Source organism: Streptomyces pimonensis, assembly GCF_041380215.1.
Taxonomy (GTDB): Bacteria; Actinomycetota; Actinomycetes; order Streptomycetales; family Streptomycetaceae; genus Streptomyces; species Streptomyces pimonensis.
In genome coordinates, this window is sequence record NZ_JAHWZY010000025.1 from 86,752 (window position 1) to 104,185 (window position 17,434).

Consider the following 17,434-nt stretch of genomic DNA (forward strand, 5'->3'; position numbering starts at 1 on the left):
TACATCCGAGGAATCTTGGATGTGACCCTTGTGTGCCCCTGGGTGTTCACTTAACCTCGCAGCAACATCGAAGCGCTTCGACTGCGAGGCCCGCCTTTCCGGCGCACCTTCCGCCGAACCACCGCTTCGGCTCAGCCAGTTCCACTGAAGACACCGCAGCCGACGGCCACCTGCCGGGTGTCCCGGTGCGCCATGAAGGGTTGACGCAATGACGCCGAACGCCGCCCCCCACTCCTCCGGCCCGAGCCGGAGAAGCTTCCTCGCCTCCACGGCGGTCGCCACCGCAGCGGTGGCCGGGGGAATGCCGCTGCTCGCCGCGTGCGGCGGGTCCGACGGAGGTTCGCGGGACGGCACCACGTCGGGCAAGGACGCCAAGAAGATCCTCCCGGCGTACGTGGCGAGCAACGTGGTCACGCCCGACATCCCCAGCAAGAACGGTTCCGCGGTCGGCTTCACCAGCAAGCTCGACCTGGCGGACCTGGAGACGTCGGTGCCGAAGAAGCTCGGCAAGGGCAACAAGGTCACCGTCATGTCGCCGTTCTGGGGCTCCCCGCCCAAGGGCGGCAACGCCTACTACAGGTCGATGAACGACCTCATCGGCGTCGACGTGGTCTGGCAGAACCAGGACGGCAACACCTACGACCAGAAGCTCGGCGCCGTCCTCGCCTCCAGCGAGGTGCCCGACGTGGTGGTCGTGCCCGGCTGGAACATGACGGGCAAGATCCCCAGCGCCATCATCAGCAAGTTCGCCGACCTCGGCCCGTACCTGTCCGGCGACGCCGTCAAGGACTACCCGAACCTCGCGGCGATCCCCACCGACGCCTGGCAGCGGTCCATCTTCGGCGGCAAGCTGCGCGGCCTGCCCATGCCGTCCTCGTACGTCACCGGCATGGTCCCGCTCTACCGTCAGGACATCTTCGAGAAGGAGGGCTACGAAGTCCCCCGCTCGTGCGACGAGTTCATGGCGCTGGCCAAGGACGCCACCAACGCCAAGGCCAAGCGCTGGGCCTGCCTGGACATGAAGTGGACCGCCTTCAACGCCTTCGGCGTGCTCTCCGGCGAGGAGAAGTCGCTCGGCTGGAACCTGGTCGACGGCAAGCTGGTCTACCGCATCGAGACCGAGGAGTACCTCGAGGCCCTGGAGTGGACGCGCAAGCTGTTCGCCGCCGGAGTCGTGCACCCCGACGCCGAGCTGGGCAAGAGCAACGCCACCGACCCCGGACCCAAGTTCGCCGCCGGCGAGTTCCTCATCTACAACCAGGACGCCTCGCAGTGGTGGAGCCGCACCGCCGAACAGGCCACCCAGAACCCCGAGTTCAAGATCTGGGGCATGGACATCTTCGGCCACGACGGCGGCGATCCCACGCTGTGGGCGAAGAACCCGGCCGGCATCTTCGCCTTCGTCAACAAGAAGGCGTCCGAGGCCGTGATACGTGACGTGCTGGCCGTCGCCAACGTCACCGCCGCGCCCTACGGCACCAAGGAGTACATGGCCACCAACTACGGCGTGGAGGGCACCCACTACACCGTCAAGGACGGTGTGCCCACCAAGACCGACCAGGGCAACATCGACGTGATGAACGCCTACGTGATGATCGCGAGCCCCGCCGCGACCATCGCCCACCCCGACTTCCCCGAGGTCGCCAAGGGCCAGGTGGAGTGGCAGCAGCGGATGGGCGCCTTCACCAGGAAGTCGTCCTTCTACGGCATGCAGATCACCGAGCCCGCCCGCTGGACCAACCTCTCCAACGACTTCGAGCAGCTGGAGGACGACGTCATCCGCGGCCGCAAGAAGGTCAGCGACGTGCAGCAGGCCGTCTCCGACTGGAAGAGCAAGGGCGGGGACGAACTCCGCGACTGGTACAAGAAGATCCTCGACGAGAACGGTTCGGCGGCCGGCTGACCGGGCACCGAGGCAAGGAGAACCGCCGTGTCCCACAGCACGGTGCCTCGGACCGACACCGAGGCCGAAGCGAAGGAGAACCCCCCGGCGGCGCACGGCGGCGCCACCGGGGCCACCGGGAAACCGCCCGCCGGGAAGCTCAGCCTCCGGACGAGGTTCAGACGCGACCGCGTCCTGCTGCTGATGACGCTGCCGGCCATCCTGCTGGTGCTGCTCTTCAACTACGTGCCGATCCTCGGCAACGTCGTCGCGTTCCAGGAGTACGACCCCTACATCAGTGACAACGGGGTCGTCTCCATCCTGCACAGCCCGTGGGTGGGCCTGGAGAACTTCCAGCGCATCTTCGAGGACTCCGCCTTCTGGAACGCGGTGCAGAACACGCTGGTGCTGTTCTTCCTGCAGCTGGTGCTGTACTTCCCGATTCCCATCCTGCTCGCGCTGCTCATCAACAGCGTGGTCAGGCCCCGGGTGCGGGCGATCTCGCAGGCGATCCTCTACCTGCCGCACTTCTTCTCGTGGGTGCTGGTCGTCGCCGTCTTCCAGCAGCTGTTCGGCGGCGCCGGACTGCTGTCCCAGCTGCTGCGCGACCACGGGTACGACGGGCTCAGCCTCATGACCGACCCGGAGACCTTCAAGTTCCTGGTCACCGCGCAGAGCGTGTGGAAGGACGCCGGCTGGGGGATCATCGTCTTCCTCGCCGCGCTGGCCTCGGTCAGCCCCGACCTGTACGAGGCCGCCGCGATGGACGGCGCGAACCGCTGGCGCCGCATGTGGCACGTCACGCTGCCCGCGCTGCGGCCGGTGATCGCCCTGCTGCTGGTGCTGCGCGTCGGCGACGCCCTGACGGTCGGCTTCGAACAGATCCTGCTGCAACGCGGCGCCGTCGGACCGGGCGCCGCGGAGGTCCTCGACACCTTCGTGTGGTGGAACGGCGTGCGCAACCAGGACTTCGGCTACGCGGCCGCCGCGGGGCTCGTCAAGGGCGTCATCAGTCTCGGCCTGGTCCTGATAGCGAACAAGGTGGCCCATCTCATGGGCGAGCAGGGGGTGTACAAGAAGTGACCGCCGTCATCGACAAGCCCGTACGCGCGCCCGGCCGCTGGGCGGCCCCGCCCCGGCCGGTGTGGGAGGAGAAGCCCAGCCGGGCCGGGCTCGCGGGCAAGGGGCTGGTCCTGTTCCTCGCCTGCTTCGCCATCCTGTTCCCGTTGTGGATCGTCGTGGCCACCAGCCTGTCCACGCGCAAGGCCATCGACGAGGCCGGCGGGCTGGTGATGATCCCGACGGACATCACCTTCATCGCCTACCAGGAACTGCTCAGCGGCGGCCAGGTCACCCGGGCGGCGCTCGTCAGCATCGGCGTCACCCTCGTCGGCACCGTGTTCTCGATGGCGGTGTCGGTGCTGTGCGCCTACGGGCTGTCCCGCACCGGCTCCTTCGGCCACCGCTGGATCCTCATGGTGCTGCTGGCCACGATGTTCTTCAGCGCCGGCCTCATCCCCACCTACCTGCTGGTGCAGTCCCTGGGCCTGATGGACAGCTACCTCGCGCTGATCCTGCCCAGTGCGATCAGCGTCTTCAACATCCTGGTGCTGCGCGGCTTCTTCATGGGCATCTCGCAGGAGCTGATCGACAGCGCCCGCATCGACGGCGCCGGGGACCTGCGCATCCTGTGGCAGATCGTGCTGCCGCTCTCCCGCGCGGTCGTCGCGGTGATCACGCTGTTCTACGCCGTCGGCTACTGGAGCGCCTGGTTCAACGCCTCCCTGTACCTGAACGACCAGGACATGCTGCCGCTGCAGAACGTCATGATCCAGCTGGTGCAGAAGCAGGAGGCGCCGGTCGGCCTGGGCCAGGCGATCAAGACCGGTGAGCTGTCCGGTCTGGCCGTGCAGATGGCCGTGATGGTCATGGCCCTGCTGCCGGTGGCCGTGTTGTCGCCGTTCGTCCAGAAGCACTTCAAGAAGGGCATGCTCACAGGGGCCGTCAAGGGCTGACGTCCCCGGTTGTCCGGGGCTGCGCCGCTGTCCGGCCGCGGGTCCGTCGTGGTCGGCCGCGCCCACGCGGCGGAGCCGCGTACCGGCACGGCCCCGCCCCCCTTCAGGTTCCTCCACCCACCCCCCCCGCATAGGCGAGGTTCTGCCATGTTCGCGTCTTCCTTGAGCCGGCGTGCTGTTCTTGCAGGAGCGGCGGCCGCCACCGCTGTCGCCGGTGTTCCCGCCCTCGGCGGCCGGGCGAGGGCCGCCGGGGCCTCCGCCTACCGCTGGCGCAACGTCGTCATCGGCGGGACCGGGTTCATCACCGGTGTGCTGTTCCACCCCCGGGTGCGCGGGCTCGCCTACGCCCGGACCGACATCGGAGGCGCCTACCGCTGGGACGACCGGCGCGACCGCTGGGTCCCGCTGCTCGACCACATCGGGTGGGACGACTGGAACCTGCTCGGGGTCGAGGCGATGGCGGTCGATCCCGCGCACCCGGACCGGCTCTACCTGGCCTGCGGCACCTACGCCCAGTCGTGGGCGGGCAACGGCGCGGTGCTGCGCTCGGACGACCGCGGCGCCACCTGGCGGCGCACCGACCTCACCGTGAGGCTCGGCGCCAACGAGGACGGCCGGGGCGCCGGCGAGCGGCTCCTCGTCGACCCCCGGGACAGCGACACCCTGTGGCTCGGCACCCGGCACGACGGACTGCTCAGGTCGGCCGACCGGGGCGCCACCTGGGCGCCCGTGAACGGGTTCCCGGCCACCCCGTCCGCCACCGGTCAGGGCGTCATCCTCCTCGTCGCCGCCGGGCGCGCCGTCTACGCCGGCTGGGGCGACGGTGGCGGCGCGAACCTGTTCCGCACCTTTGACGGCGCCACCTGGGAGGCGGTCCCCGGGCAGCCGTCCGGCGCCGCCGCGCGCGTGCCGATCCGGGCCGCGTACGACCGGCACACCCGTGAGCTGTACGTGACCTACGCCGACGCGCCCGGCCCCAACGGCCAGTCCGACGGCAGCGTGCACAAGCTGCGTACCAGCGGCGACGAGTGGACCGAGGTCACCCCGGTGAAGCCCGACGCAGGCTCCGCGGACACCTTCGGCTATGGCGGGGTCGCCGTGGACGCCCGCCGTCCCGGCACCGTCGTCGTCTCCACCAACAACCGCTGGGCGGCGGTCGACACGCTGTACCGGTCCACCGACGGCGGACGCAGCTGGCGCTCGCTGAAGGACACCGCCGTCCTCGACGTGTCCGAGACGCCGTACCTGAACTGGGGCGAGGACACACCCAAGTTCGGCTGGTGGATCCAGGCGCTCGCCCTGGACCCGTACGACTCGGAGCACCTGGTGTACGGCACCGGCGCCACCCTCTACGGCACCCGGGACCTGCGCCACTGGGCCCCGCGGATCCGCGGCCTGGAGGAGGCGTCCGTGACCCAGCTGGTCTCGCCCCCGACCGGGAGGGCACACCTGATCAGCGGGTCGCGGGACATCGGCGTGATGTACCACGAGCGGCTCGCCTCGTCCCCGGCGCAGGGCATGGCGACGAACCCCGTCTTCGGGTCGGCGACGGGACTCGCGCAGGCCGCGCGCAGACCGGCGTACGTCGTCCGGACGGGCTGGGGCGAGAACGGCAACGGCGCGTACTCCCACGACGGCGGACGGACCTGGGCGCCCTTCGCGGCCCAGCCCTCCCTCGCCAAGGACGCACCGGGGCCGATCGCCGTCAACGCCGACGGCAGCGTGCTCCTGTGGTCCTTCGTGCACTGGGACGGAACGAAGTACCCGGCCCACCGCTCGGCGGACAACGGCGCCACCTGGTCCGAGGTCCCCTCCTTCCCGGAGGGCGCCGTGCCGGTCGCCGACCCGGCCGACCCGGCGCTCCTCTACGCGTACGACACCGGCACGGGAACGCTGCTCGCCAGCACCGACGGCGGCCGTTCCTTCACCGCCCGTGCGACCGGGCTGCCCTCCGGCGACAGCCAGTTCAAGCTGGTCGCGGCGCCCGGCCGCAGCGGCGACCTGTGGCTGAGCACCAAGGGGAACGGGCTGTACCGGTCCACCGACGGGGGTGGGAGCTTCGCCAAGGTGGACAGCTGCCACGCCTCCCACACCCTCGGCTTCGGCAAGGCCGCCCCCGGTGCCGGATACCCGGCGATCTACCAGGTCGGCTCCACCGGGGCGATCACCGCCGTGTACCGCTCCGACGACGAGGCGAGGACCTGGGTGCGCATCAACGACGACGACCACCAGTGGGGCTGGACCGGCGAGACCATCACCGGCGACCCGCGCGTGTACGGCCGGGTCTACCTCGCCACCAACGGGCGCGGCATCCAGTACGGGGAGCCCGTCTGATGCCGGACCTGAGCGATGTCACCCGCGGCCGCCTCCTCTACGGCGGCGACTACAACCCCGAGCAGTGGCCCGAGGAGGTCTGGCACGAGGACGTCCGGCTGATGAAGGAGGCCGGGGTCAACTCCGTCACCCTCGGCGTCTTCTCCTGGTCGAAGCTCGAACCCCGACCGGGGGAGCGGGACTTCGGCTGGCTGGACCGGCTGATGGACCTGATGCACGACAGCGGCGTCGGCGTCGTCCTCGCCACCCCGACCGCCTCCCCGCCGCCCTGGATGGGCCGGCTCCACCCCGACACCCTGCCCCGGGACGCGGAGGGCCGGACCGAGTGGTGGGGCGGACGCCAGCACTTCTCGCACTCCAGCGCCACCTACCGCCGGTACGCCGCCGCCATCACCGAGGACCTGGCCGCCCGCTACGCCGGCCACCCGGCCCTCACCCTGTGGCACATCAACAACGAGTACTGCACCTACGACTGGGGCGACGAGGCCGCCGCCCGCTTCCGCTCCTGGCTGCGCCACCGCTACGGCACCCTCGACGCCCTCAACACCGCCTGGGGCACCGCCTTCTGGAGCCAGGGATACGGCGACTGGGACGAGGTGCTGACGCCCCGACACGCGCACTACCTGAAGAACCCCACCCAGGTGCTGGACTTCAAGCGCTTCACGTCCGACATGCTCCTGGAGTGTTACACCGCCGAACGCGACATCGTCCGCCGGCACACCCCGCACCTCCCGGTCACCACCAACTTCATGCCGCTGTGGGCGGGGCAGGACGCCTGGCGCTGGGCCGAGGAGGAGGACGTCGTCTCCGTCGACCTCTACCCCGACCCGCGCGACCCGTCCGGCGCCCAGAGCGGCGCCCTGGTCCAGGACATGACCCGCTCCCAGGCCCGCGGCCCGTGGATGCTGATGGAACAGGCGGCCGGACCGGTCAACTGGCGGCGCGTGAACCCCCCCAAGCCGCGCGGTCTCAACCGCCTGTGGTCCCTCCAGGCCGTCGCCCGCGGCGCGGACGCCGTCTGCTACTTCCAGTGGCGCCAGTCCCGGCAGGGCGCGGAGAAGTTCCACTCCGGGATGGTCGGCCACGCCGGCGAGCAGGGACGTACGTACCAGGAGGTCAAGCAGCTCGGCGCGGACCTGGCCCGGATCGCCCCGCACGTCGCCGGCGGCCGGATCATCGCCGATGTCGCCGTGCTGCACGACTGGCACTCCTGGTGGGCCGGCGACCAGGAGGCCCGGCCCTCCCACGAGGTCGACTACCCACAGGTCCTGAGCGCCTGGCACCGCGCGCTCTGGCAGGCCCGTCTCACCACCGACTTCGCCCACCCCGGACACGACCTGTCCGGCTACCGGCTGGTCGTCGTCCCGCAGCTCTACCTCCTCACCGACGCGGCCGTCGACAACCTGCTCGCCCACGTGCGCGGCGGCGGCACCCTCGTCTGCGGGTTCCTGACCGGCGTCGCCGACCAGGACGACCGGGTGCGGCCCGGCGGCATGGACACCCGGCTGCGGGAACTCTTCGGCATCCGCACCCTGCACGAGTGGTGGCCGCTGGAGCCGGGGGAGACCGCCGACTGCGAGGGCGGTCTGCGCGGCACCCTGTGGTCCGAGGAACTGGAGCCCGACGGCACCGCCGACGAGACCGTCCCCTACAGGGGCGGGGAACTCGACGGGCTGCCCGCCGTGCTGCGCAAGGGCCGCGCCTGGTACGTCTCGACGCTCCCCGAACCGGAGGCGCTGCGCGCGCTCCTGACCCGCGTCGCCACCGGTGCGGGCGTGCGGCCGGTGCTCGACGGACTCCCGGACGGAGTCGAGGCGGTCCGCCGCGGGGACCTGCTGTTCCTGCTCAACCACGATCGCGAGCCGGTCACCGTGGACGTCCCGGGAGCCCACCACGACCTGCTGACGGAGGCGACCGTGACCGACCGGATCACCCTCGGCCGCTACGGCGCGGCGGTGCTGAAGCCATGAGCGCCACGCCCGTCCACGGAACCTGGGAGCCCTGCCCGGCCGGCCGCTGGGAGGACGCCTTCCTGAGCGGCAACGGCCACCACGGCGCCCTCGTGTTCGGCGATCCGGACGACGACCGGACCGTCGTCACCCATCACACCCTCGTCCGTCCGGGCGAGGGCGACGGCCACAACCGGCTGCCGCCCCGGCTGGCCGACGAACTGCCCGACCTCCAGGACCGGCTGCTCGCCGGTGACCCGGGCGCCGCCGAGGGCTTCACCGACGGCCGCCCGCTCCAGTGGGTGCAGCCCTTCCACCCCGCCTTCCAGATCCGGGCACGCCGCCCGGACCGCGACCCGGACCGGGGCGGATACCGCCGCACGGTCGACTTCGCCACCGGCGTCGCGGAGGCCGCCCGCGCCGACTGGACCAGCCGGGTCTTCGTCTCCCGCGCCGACGACGTGATCGTCCAGCACGTCACCGGCCCCGAACTCACCCTCGACCTCTCCCTGGACCACAGGCTCCCCGGCGCCCCCGCCGGCCTGGGCGTCGGCCACGGAGCCGTCCTCACCCCCGAGGGTGCCCTGCTGAGCCTGCGCGCCCGCTACCCGGGCAGCGACCTCGCCTGCACCGGCGTCACCCTGGTCGCCGTCACCGGAGGCCGGACGGCGCTCGCCCCGCCGGGGGTGCGTGTCGAGGACGCCCGGTCCGTGCTGCTGCTCACCCGGGTGCGGCGGCACACCGGGGAGGTGGACGTGGTCGCCGAGGGCCGCGCCCTGCGCGATCTGCTCGACTGCGCCCCCGGGACCCCGTACGACGGCCTCCTCGCCCGCCATCTGCCCCTGCACCGCACCGCCTACGAACGGGTCACCCTCGACCTGGCCGCCGATCCGGACGAACGCGCCATGCCGGGCTCCGAGTTGCTTACCCGGCCGCGCAGCGCCGCCCTGCTCGAGAGGCTCTTCGCGGCCGGCCGCTACCACCTGCTGTCCTCCAGCGGCCTGTTCCCGCCCCGCCTCACCGGACTGTGGACCGGTGACTGGGACACCGCCTGGTCCGGAGCCTTCACCAACGACGCCAATCTCAACCTCCAGACGGCCTCCGCCGCCGCGGCGGCCCTCCCCGAGGTCACCGAGGCCCTGGCCGCCCTGGTCCAGCGGCAGTTGCTCGACTGGCGGGACAACGCCCGCGCGGTGTTCGGCGCCCGGGGCGTCGTCGCGCCCGCGCACAGCGACGGCGAGTCGGGGCACTCGTACCACTTCAGCCGCGAGTACCCGCTGCACCTGTGGACCGCCGGCGCCGACTGGCTGCTCAAGCCCCTCGTCGACCACGACGAGATCCGTGGTGGACGCGACCCGCACACCGCCGCCGCGCTCGCCGAGGTCGCCCTGTTCTACGAGGACTTCCTCACCCGCACCGACAGCCGGGGACGGCTGGTCGTCGTCCCCTCCTACTCGCCCGAGAACCGGCCCGCCAACGCGAGCTGGGGCACCGTCAACGCGGCCATGGACCTCTCCGCGGCCCGGCACGCCCTGCGGACCGCCGCCGCGTACCACCCGGAGCACGCCCACCGCTGGCGGGCGCTCGCCGACCGGCTGCCCCCGCACCGGATCAACGCCGACGGCGCGCTCGCCGAATGGGCGTGGCCCGGCCTGGAGGACTCCTACGACCACCGCCACCTCAGCCACCTCTACGGCGTCTGGCCGCTGGACGAGATCACCCCCTACGACACCCCGGACCTGGCCGCCGCCGCCCACCGCGCCCTGGAACTGCGCGGCGCCGAGAACGACTCCGCGCACGGCCATCTGCACCACGCGCTGATCGCGGCCCGCCTCCGGGACGGCGAGCGGGTCGCCCACGCGCTCGGCCAGGTCCTCGACGGCGACTTCTTCCACGCCTCCCTGATGAGCGCGCACTACCCGCACCGCCACGTCTACAACGCCGACGCCGCCCACACCCTGCCCGCCGTGCTGATCGAGGCACTCGTCCAGTCCACCCCCGACCGGCTGGTCCTGCTGCCGGCGCCGCTCCCGGCGTACCCGAGCGGCGCACTGCGCGGGATCCGCACCCGCTTCGGCGCCTCACTCGACCTCACCTGGTCCCCGGACGGCGCCACCGCCGTCCTGCGGCCCACCCGCACCCACCGCGTCGACCTGTGGACTTCCGCCGGCGTCGAGCCGCTCGACCTGGTCGCCGGAGAAGACCGCGTCCTGACGCCGAAGACGCGGTGACCCCGCGATTCCCCCCACCCATGGAAGGAACCCCATGGCAACAAGCACCTCGAGCAGGATCACCAAGGTCCTGCTGGCACCCGCCCTCGCCCTCGGCGCGACGGTCGGCCTCGCCTCCGCCCCCGCGCACGCCGCCGTCTGGAACTCCTGCGACCAGTGGGGCAACACCAGCCTGAACGGCTACACCCTCTACAACAACATCTGGGGCTCCGGCGCCGGTGCCCAGTGCGTCTGGGCCAACTCCGGTACCGAATGGGGCGTGTGGGCCGACCACCCCAACACCGGCGGCATCAAGTCCTACCCGAACTCCAAGAAGGTGATCAACAAGTCGATCACCTCCCTGAACTCGCTGACCAGCAGCTACAACGTCACCGTCCCGTCCTCGGGCGCGTACAACACCTCGTACGACATCTGGGACACGGACTACGACTACGAGATCATGCTGTGGGTCAACCACAACGGGGCGGTGGGCCCGCTCGGCGGCTCACAGGGCACCGTGAGCCTCGGCGGTCACACCTGGAACGTGTACAAGGGGACCAACGGCGTCAACGAGGTCTTCTCGTTCCTGCGCACCTCGGACTCGGACTCCGGCACCGTCGACATCCTCCCGATCCTCGAGTGGATCAAGGACACCAAGGGCTGGATGGGCAACGAGACCATCGGTGACGTGCAGTTCGGCTACGAGATCACCTCGTCGGCCGGCGGGCTGGACTTCCGCACCAACAAGCTGACGGTCAGCGGCGGCTGACCCGCGCCCCGAGCGGCGAAGGGGCCGGTCCCGCCGGGACCGGCCCCTTCGCCGCTCGGGGCGGTTACTGGACGGGGGCCGGGCCCGAGCTCGCGCGGACCGTCAGTTCGGGCGCGATCAGCACGACCTCGTCGGCGCCCCGCCCGTCGAGCTTGGCGACCAGCTGTTCCACGGCGAGCCGGCCCATCTCCTGCGCGGGGACGGCGACCGACGTCAGCCGCACCGAGGCCTGTACGGCGACCTGCTCCGGGCAGATCGCGACCACCGAGACGTCCTCGGGAACGGCACGCCCCTGCTGCCGCAGCAGGGCGAGCAGCGGTTCCACCGCCGACTCGTTCTGCACGACGAAGCCCGTGGTGCCGGGGCGTTCGTCGAGGATCCTGGCCAGGGTCACGGCCAGCGCGTCGTACCCGCCCTCGCACGGCCGGTGCAGCAGCCGCAGTCCCAGCTCGCGGGCCCGGCCGCGCAGCCCGTCCAGGGTGCGCTCGGCGAAACCGGTGTGCCGTTCGTAGACCGCCGGGGCCTCGCCGATGACGGCGACGTCGTGGTGCCCCCGCTTCGCCAGGTGCTCCACGCACAGCGCGCCGGTGGCCTTGAAGTCGAGGTCGACGCAGGTCAACCCGGTGGTGTCGGCGGGCAGTCCGATGAGCACCGCGGGCTGGTCGGTCCCCCTGAGCAACGGCAGCCGTTCGTCGTCGAGTTCGACGTCCATCAGGATCATGCCGTCGGCGAGGCCGCTGCCCGCGACCCGGCGCACCGCGTCCGGGCCCTCCTCACCGGTGAGCAGCAGCACGTCGTACCCGTGGGTGCGGGCCGTGGTGGCCACCGCGATGGCGATCTCCATCATCACCGGCACGTACATGTCCGTGCGCAGCGGGATCATCAGCGCGATGATGTTCGACCTGCTGCTGGCCAGGGCGCGGGCCCCGGCGTTCGGGTGGTACCCGAGTTCGCGGATGCTCCGCTCGACCCGTTGCCGGGTGTTCACGGAGATGGACCGTTTGCCGCTGAGGACATAGCTCACCGTGCTCGCGGAGACTCCGGCGTGCTGGGCGACCTCGGCGAGGGTGACCATCCAGTCTCCAAGCTTATGAAGCGCTTCGACAATGCGCACATTGTATAGGGGCAGGTGAGGGTGGTTCGACAGTAGTCCCACAGGACAACGGGTGTCCATAGGCTGTCGAAGCGCTTCGACAGCTTTCCCCGGAGTCGAGTCGATCCAGGAGGGGCTCCGGAGGAATTGTCCCTCACCCCGCCGGCCCGCAGGAGTGCGGGAGCGTGCGGCCGTACGGCCGCACGAAGGGTGGCGGGGTGACTACGGATCGGGTACATACGAGCGAGTAGCACCCATCGGTCGTGCAATGACACCGTCCCCTTCGCGGCGAGGTGAGCCTCATGTCCGCAGTACCCGAGTCCCCGTCCCGGCCCACGGTCACCGAACGGGAGGCACGCCAGGTGGCGGAGGCCGCCCGGGAACAGGACTGGCGCAAGCCCAGCTTCGCCAAGGAACTGTTCCTCGGCCGCTTCCGGCTCGACCTGATCCACCCCCACCCCCTGCCCGCCGACGAGCACGTGCAGCGCGGCGAGGAGTTCCTCGCCAAGCTCCGCGACTTCTGCGAGACGAAGATCGACGGCGCCCGGATCGAGCGCGACGCCCTGATCCCCGACGACGTGATCACCGGGCTCAAGGAGCTCGGCGCCTTCGGCATGAAGATCGACACCAAGTACGGCGGCCTCGGCCTCACCCAGGTGTACTACAACAAGGCCCTGGCCCTGGTCGGCTCCGCCAGCCCGGCGATCGGCGCGCTGCTCTCCGCGCACCAGTCGATCGGCGTCCCGCAACCGCTGAAGCTCTTCGGCACGCGGGAGCAGAAGGAGACGTTCCTGCCGCGCTGCGCCCGCACCGACATCTCCGCCTTCCTGCTCACCGAGCCGGACGTGGGCTCGGACCCGGCGCGTCTGGCCACCACCGCCGTCCCCGAGGGCGACGAGTACGTCCTGGACGGCGTGAAGCTGTGGACCACCAACGGCGTGGTCGCCGACCTCCTCGTGGTCATGGCGCGCGTACCGGAGTCCGGGGGCCACCGGGGCGGCATCACCGCGTTCGTGGTCGAGGCGGCCTCCGAGGGCGTCACCGTGGAGAACCGCAACGCCTTCATGGGTCTGCGCGGACTGGAGAACGGCGTCACCCGCTTCCACCGGGTCCGCGTCCCCGCCGCCCACCGCATCGGCGAGGAGGGACAGGGTCTGAAGATCGCCCTGACCACGCTCAACACCGGCCGGCTCTCCCTGCCCGCGATGTGCGTCGGGTCCGGCAAGTGGTGTCTGAAGATCGCCCGCGAGTGGTCGGCGGCCCGGGAGCAGTGGGGCAAGCCGGTGGCGCTGCACGAGGCCGTCGGCTCCAAGATCGCGTTCATCGCGGCGACCACCTTCGCCCTGGAGGCCGTGGTCGACCTCTCCTCGCAGATGGCCGACGAGGACCGCAACGACATCCGCATCGAGGCCGCCCTCGCCAAGCTGTACGGTTCGGAGATGGCCTGGCTGATGGCCGACGAACTGGTCCAGATCCGCGGTGGCCGCGGCTTCGAGACCGCCGCTTCCCTGCGGGCGCGCGGCGAACGGGCGGTCCCGGCCGAGCAGATGCTGCGCGACCTGCGCATCAACCGCATCTTCGAGGGCTCCACGGAGATCATGCACCTGCTGATCGCCCGCGAGGCCGTCGACGCCCACCTGTCCGTCGCCGGCGATCTGATCGATCCGGAGAAGTCCCTCGGCGACAAGGCGAAGGCCGGCGCGGGCGCGGGCCTCTTCTACGCCAAGTGGCTGCCGAAACTCGTCGCCGGACCCGGGCGGATCCCCGGCGCGTACGGCGGGTTCAAGCACGGCGCCGACCTCTCCCCGCACCTGCGCTACGTCGAGCGCACCTCCCGCAAGCTGGCCCGCTCCACCTTCTACGCCATGTCCCGCTGGCAGGGGAGGATGGAGACCAAGCAGGGCTTCCTGGGCCGGATCGTCGACATCGGCGCGGAACTGTTCGCCATGAGCGCCGCCTGCGTCCGTGCGGAACTGCTGCGTGGCCGGGGCGAGAACGGCCGCGAGGCCTACCAGCTCGCCGACGCCTTCTGCCGCCAGGCCCGCCTCCGCGTCGAGGAGCTCTTCGGGCGCCTGTGGTCCAACACCGACGACCTCGACCGCAAGGTCGTCAAGGGCGTGCTCTCCGGCGCCTACGAGTGGCTGGAGCAGGGCGTCATCGACCCCTCCGACGACGGCCCCTGGATCGCGGACGCCACCCCGGGCCCCTCGCGGCGGGAGAACGCCCACCGCCCGATCCGCTGATCCGCGCGGAGGGCGGGCAGGGGAGGCCCCGGGAAACCGGGGCCTCCCCTGCCGGCGGGACACGTGCCGGGCCGCCGGGGCGGGGCCCCGGCCGTGCGCGCGACCGGACACAATGGGGTCCATGACCGACGCTCCAGCCCCCCTCGCCGACCCGCACCTCGTCCACGACCCCATGGCGGGAGACGGACCGAAGGACGTGGTGATCCTCGGCTCCACCGGGTCGATCGGCACCCAGGCCATCGACCTCGTGCTGCGCAACCCCGACCGCTTCCGGGTCACCGGCCTGTCCGCCAACGGCGGCCGGGTCGCCCTCCTCGCCGAGCAGGCCCGACGGCTGCGGGTGCGCACGGTCGCCGTCGCCCGCGAGGACGTCGTACCGGCGCTGCGCGAGGCGCTGTCCGCGCAGTACGGGGCGGGGGAGCCGCTGCCCGAGATCCTGGCCGGGAAGGACGCGGCCGCCCACCTCGCCGCCTCCCACTGCCACACCGTGCTCAACGGCATCACCGGCTCCATCGGCCTCGCCCCGACCCTCGCCGCCCTGGAAGCGGGCCGCACCCTCGCGCTCGCCAACAAGGAGTCGCTCATCGTCGGCGGCCCGCTGGTCAAGGCGCTCGCCAAGCCCGGTCAGATCATCCCGGTCGACTCCGAGCACGCCGCCCTCTTCCAGGCGCTGGCCGCCGGCACCCGCGCCGACGTCCGCAAGCTCGTCGTCACCGCCTCCGGAGGCCCCTTCCGCGGCCGCACCAGGGACCAGCTGGCGGACGTCACCGTCGAGGACGCCCTCGCCCACCCCACCTGGGCCATGGGTCCGGTCATCACGATCAACTCCGCGACCCTCGTCAACAAGGGCCTGGAGGTGATCGAGGCGCACCTGCTGTACGACATTCCCTTCGACCGCATCGAGGTCGTCGTGCACCCGCAGTCGTATGTCCACTCGATGGTCGAGTTCACGGACGGATCGACACTGGCCCAGGCGACGCCCCCCGACATGCGCGGACCCATCGCCATCGGCCTCGGCTGGCCCGAAAGGGTCCCGGACGCCGCCCCGGTCTTCGACTGGAGCAAGGCGTCCACCTGGGAGTTCTTCCCCCTCGACCACGAGGCGTTCCCCTCGGTGGGCCTCGCCCGGTACGTCGGCGAGCTCGCGGGAACCGCCCCGGCGGTGTTCAATGCCGCGAACGAGGAGTGCGTGGAGGCGTTCCGCGCCGGCACGCTGCCCTTCAACGGGATCATGGAGACCGTCACCCGGGTCGTCGAGGAACACGGCACCCCGGCGACGGGAACCCCACTGACCGTGTCGGACGTCCTCGAAGCGGAGACCTGGGCGCGGACGAGGGCCCGGGAACTGACCGACCGGACGGCGAGCGCGGAGGCGCGTGCATGACGATCCTGATGTTCATCCTCGGCATAGTCGTCTTCGCGGCCGGCCTGCTGTTCTCGATCGCGTGGCACGAGCTGGGCCATCTGTCCACGGCCAAGATGTTCGGCATCCGCGTGCCCCAGTACATGGTCGGCTTCGGCCCGACCCTCTGGTCGCGCAACAAGGGCGAGACCGAGTACGGCGTCAAGGCGATCCCGTTCGGCGGCTACATCCGCATGATCGGCATGTTCCCGCCCGGCCCCGACGGCCGGCTGGAGGCCCGCTCCACCTCGCCGTGGCGCGGGATGATCGAGGACGCCCGCTCCGCCGCCTTCGAGGAGCTCGGGCCCGGCGACGAGAAACGCCTGTTCTACACGCGCAAGCCGTGGAAACGGGTCGTGGTGATGTTCGCCGGCCCGTTCATGAACCTGATCCTCGCGGTGGCGCTGTTCCTCACCGTGCTGATGGGCTTCGGCATCCAGCAGCAGACCACCACGGTCAGCTCGGTCTCGCAGTGCGTGATCGCGCAGAGCGAGAACCGCGACGAGTGCAAGAAGTCCGACCCCCGGTCCCCGGCCGCCGCGGCCGGGATGAGGGCCGAGGACAGGATCGTCGCCTTCGACGGCGTCCGGACCGACGACTGGGACACCCTCTCGGACCTCATCCGCGACAGCGCCGGCGAGCAGGTGCCGATCGTCGTCGACCGCGACGGCCGGGAGGTGACCCTCCAGGCGACGATCGCGACCAACATGGTCCCCGAGAAGGACGGCAACGGCGCCTACGTCGAGGGCGAGTACGTCACGGCCGGCTTCCTCGGCTTCAGCGCGGCCACCGGCGTCGTCAAACAGGACTTCGGGGACTCCGTGGTCTGGATGACCGACCGGGTCGGCGACGCCGTCGACTCCCTCGCCGCCCTGCCGTCCAAGATCCCCGCCCTGTGGGACGCCGCCTTCGGCGACGGCCCGCGCGAACCCGACTCCCCGATGGGCGTCGTCGGCGCGGCCCGGGTCGGCGGCGAGATCGCCACCCTCGACATCCCCGCTTCCCAGCAGATGGCCATGTTCGTGATGCTGCTCGCGGGCTTCAACCTCTCCCTGTTCCTGTTCAACATGCTCCCGCTGCTGCCGCTCGACGGCGGACACATCGCGGGCGCCCTGTGGGAGTCGTTGCGCCGCAACCTGGCCAAGGTGCTGCGCCGCCCCGACCCCGGCCCGTTCGACGTGGCGAAACTGATGCCGGTGGCCTACGTGGTGGCCGGGATCTTCGTCTGCTTCACCGTCCTCGTCCTGATCGCGGACGTGGTGAACCCGGTGCGGATCTCCTAGCCCCCGGGCCGCGACACCCGCCGTTCACGACGGCCCGGAATCCTCGGGGTTCCGGGCCGTCGCCCTTTGGGCGGGTTTACGGGCGCGATGTGCCCGGGCGTCGGCCAGTACCGTAATCTCGGAGCGCGGAGCCCGCTGCTCACGGGGAGCCGGACCTTGATCCACGACTTGGGGTTGCACAGCAGATGACTGCGATTTCTCTCGGCATGCCGTCCGTTCCGACCAAGCTCGCCGAGCGCCGGAAGAGCCGGCAG

The 17,434-nt window shown here is 71.2% G+C and carries 11 protein-coding genes; 10 read left to right on the forward strand and 1 reads right to left on the reverse strand.

Annotated features, from left to right (window positions below):
• The first annotated feature begins 208 nt into the window (after positions 1–208).
• The 7 genes from KYY02_RS23195 (at position 209) to KYY02_RS23225 (ending at position 11,159) form a co-directional block, all read left to right on the forward strand.
• On the forward strand, positions 209–1,903 hold the full coding sequence (locus KYY02_RS23195; protein ID WP_371240889.1) for an extracellular solute-binding protein: 1,695 nt from the start codon (positions 209–211) through the stop codon (positions 1,901–1,903).
• A gap of 27 nt (positions 1,904–1,930) precedes the next feature.
• Positions 1,931–2,965 (forward strand): ABC transporter permease, encoded by a 1,035-nt coding sequence (locus tag KYY02_RS23200; protein ID WP_371240891.1) that lies wholly within the window; start codon positions 1,931–1,933, stop codon positions 2,963–2,965.
• Positions 2,962–3,897 carry a carbohydrate ABC transporter permease gene (locus KYY02_RS23205; RefSeq protein ID WP_371240893.1) on the forward strand — a complete coding sequence of 312 codons (936 nt, stop codon included), beginning with the start codon at positions 2,962–2,964 and terminating at the stop codon, positions 3,895–3,897. Before KYY02_RS23200 ends, KYY02_RS23205 begins: the two co-directional genes overlap by 4 nt.
• 147 nt (positions 3,898–4,044) lie before the next feature.
• Positions 4,045–6,231: a 1,4-beta-glucanase gene (locus KYY02_RS23210; protein ID WP_371240896.1), complete on the forward strand. Its 2,187-nt coding sequence runs from the start codon at positions 4,045–4,047 to the stop codon at positions 6,229–6,231.
• Positions 6,231–8,201 carry a beta-galactosidase gene (locus tag KYY02_RS23215; RefSeq protein ID WP_371240899.1) on the forward strand — a complete coding sequence of 657 codons (1,971 nt, stop codon included), beginning with the start codon at positions 6,231–6,233 and terminating at the stop codon, positions 8,199–8,201. The genes KYY02_RS23210 and KYY02_RS23215 overlap by 1 nt, the downstream gene beginning before the upstream one ends.
• Positions 8,198–10,411 (forward strand): glycosyl hydrolase family 95 catalytic domain-containing protein, encoded by a 2,214-nt coding sequence (locus KYY02_RS23220; protein ID WP_371240901.1) that lies wholly within the window; start codon positions 8,198–8,200, stop codon positions 10,409–10,411. The genes KYY02_RS23215 and KYY02_RS23220 overlap by 4 nt, the downstream gene beginning before the upstream one ends.
• A gap of 34 nt (positions 10,412–10,445) precedes the next feature.
• Complete coding sequence (locus tag KYY02_RS23225; RefSeq protein ID WP_371240903.1) at positions 10,446–11,159, forward strand: glycoside hydrolase family 12 protein; 714 nt, start codon at positions 10,446–10,448, stop codon at positions 11,157–11,159.
• Positions 11,160–11,223: 64 nt separating this feature from the next.
• Here KYY02_RS23225 and KYY02_RS23230 read toward each other — a convergent pair whose 3' ends face one another.
• Positions 11,224–12,234 carry a LacI family DNA-binding transcriptional regulator gene (locus KYY02_RS23230; RefSeq protein ID WP_371240906.1) on the reverse strand — a complete coding sequence of 337 codons (1,011 nt, stop codon included), beginning with the start codon at positions 12,232–12,234 and terminating at the stop codon, positions 11,224–11,226.
• Positions 12,235–12,554: 320 nt separating this feature from the next.
• Here KYY02_RS23230 and KYY02_RS23235 point away from each other — a divergent pair, with 320 nt between their 5' ends.
• The 3 genes from KYY02_RS23235 to KYY02_RS23245 all read left to right on the forward strand — a co-directional run bounded on the left by KYY02_RS23235 (position 12,555) and on the right by KYY02_RS23245 (position 17,180).
• Positions 12,555–14,495, forward strand: a complete 1,941-nt coding sequence (locus KYY02_RS23235; protein ID WP_371240908.1) for an acyl-CoA dehydrogenase family protein — start codon at positions 12,555–12,557, stop codon at positions 14,493–14,495.
• Between the two features lie 121 nt (positions 14,496–14,616).
• Entirely contained in the window at positions 14,617–15,879 is a 1,263-nt protein-coding gene (gene dxr, locus KYY02_RS23240) for a 1-deoxy-D-xylulose-5-phosphate reductoisomerase (RefSeq protein ID WP_371240910.1), read from the forward strand.
• The gene (locus tag KYY02_RS23245; protein ID WP_503167872.1) at positions 15,876–17,180 is read left to right on the forward strand and encodes a M50 family metallopeptidase; all 1,305 of its coding nucleotides are present in this window, start codon (positions 15,876–15,878) and stop codon (positions 17,178–17,180) included. The genes dxr and KYY02_RS23245 overlap by 4 nt, the downstream gene beginning before the upstream one ends.
• Positions 17,181–17,434 lie beyond the last annotated feature (254 nt).